This window comes from Mesorhizobium sp. M7A.F.Ca.CA.002.15.2.1 (assembly GCF_003998715.1).
GTDB lineage: Bacteria > Pseudomonadota > Alphaproteobacteria > Rhizobiales > Rhizobiaceae > Mesorhizobium > Mesorhizobium ciceri.
Genome location: NZ_RZPI01001064.1, coordinates 1 through 1,092 on the forward strand (window position 1 = coordinate 1; position 1,092 = coordinate 1,092).

Genomic DNA, 1,092 nt, shown 5'->3' on the forward strand with positions numbered 1-1,092 from the left:
ATCCCTGGCGGTCACGTCGAGACCGGCGATCAATCGGTCCAGCACCCAATCGAACCCGTTCTCCTTGGGACTGCGGGCGCAGCCGGGCGCGCCGATGACGTGCTTGCCGCCGAGCGTACCGAGCACCAGCAGATTGCCGGGATCGACCGGCATACCGGCGCGGACGACGGTACCGCCCGCCCTCTCGATCGCCGCGGGAATGACATCGGCGAAATCGCTCATCGCCGAGGCGCCGAAGATCACCACCATGTCATTGTCGCGCACCAGGGAAGCCGTGGCCTCCGCCACCGGCGCGATCTCATGCGCCGTGCGGCGCTCGGCCGTCAGCCTGCCGCCGGTGCGCGCCAGCCGCGCTTCGGTGACGCGCAGCGTCTTGTCGAGCACGGAAGGCTTGATGCCCGGCAGAACCGTCTGGATGACGCCGACACGCACGGGCCGGTAGGCATTGACGGCAAAGATCTCGCCTGCGGCGCAGATTTCTGTCGCAGCGTCGACCAGCGCTGAACCGACCGCGAAGGGAATGATCTTCACCGTCGCGACCATCTGGCCTTTCTCGACCGGCGCATGCTGCGCCAGCGTGGCGATGGTGATGGCGGGATCGATGGCATTGATGGCGTCGATGGCAGCGGCATCGACCGTGAAGATGCCCGGCGCCTTGGCGTGGAGGTTGACCCGCCCGGTCGCGGCAGGCTTGGCTTCGATGCCGCGAAAGGCCATGCTCCCGGCAATCGTTTGCGCGGCCGCATCCTCGCCGAGGTCGTCTTCAGCCAGAACAGCCGCAACGACCTCGGAAACACCGGCAGTCCGTAGCAGCGCCACATCTTCGGCGCTCAGCCTATGCGCCTTGCGGAAGCGGCGTTCACCAGCGGTGGTGGAGTGTGCCAGCACCGCGCCTTCCGCCGTCTCGATCGGGATCGGTCCGAATTTCACGCCGCCGCACCTTTTGCGTCCAGCCCGCGCGAGCGGAAGGCATGGATCGCCTGGGCCAACACCGCAACAGCAATCTCTCCCGGGCTGGCAGCACCAATATCGAGCCCGATCGGCGCATGAATACGGGCGATCTGGTCGGCGCTCGCGCCCAGCGCCAGCAAA

The 1,092-nt window shown here is 67.2% G+C and carries 2 protein-coding genes; both read right to left on the reverse strand.

The window, feature by feature from the left end; genetic code table 11:
- Window positions 1-930: molybdopterin-binding protein (locus ENZ74_RS32610; protein ID WP_164761434.1), on the reverse strand; the 930-nt coding region annotated here is incomplete at its 3' end.
- The coding region (locus ENZ74_RS32615) for an XdhC family protein (RefSeq protein ID WP_164761435.1) at window positions 927-1,092 on the reverse strand (166 nt) is incomplete at its 5' end. The genes ENZ74_RS32615 and ENZ74_RS32610, both read right to left, overlap by 4 nt.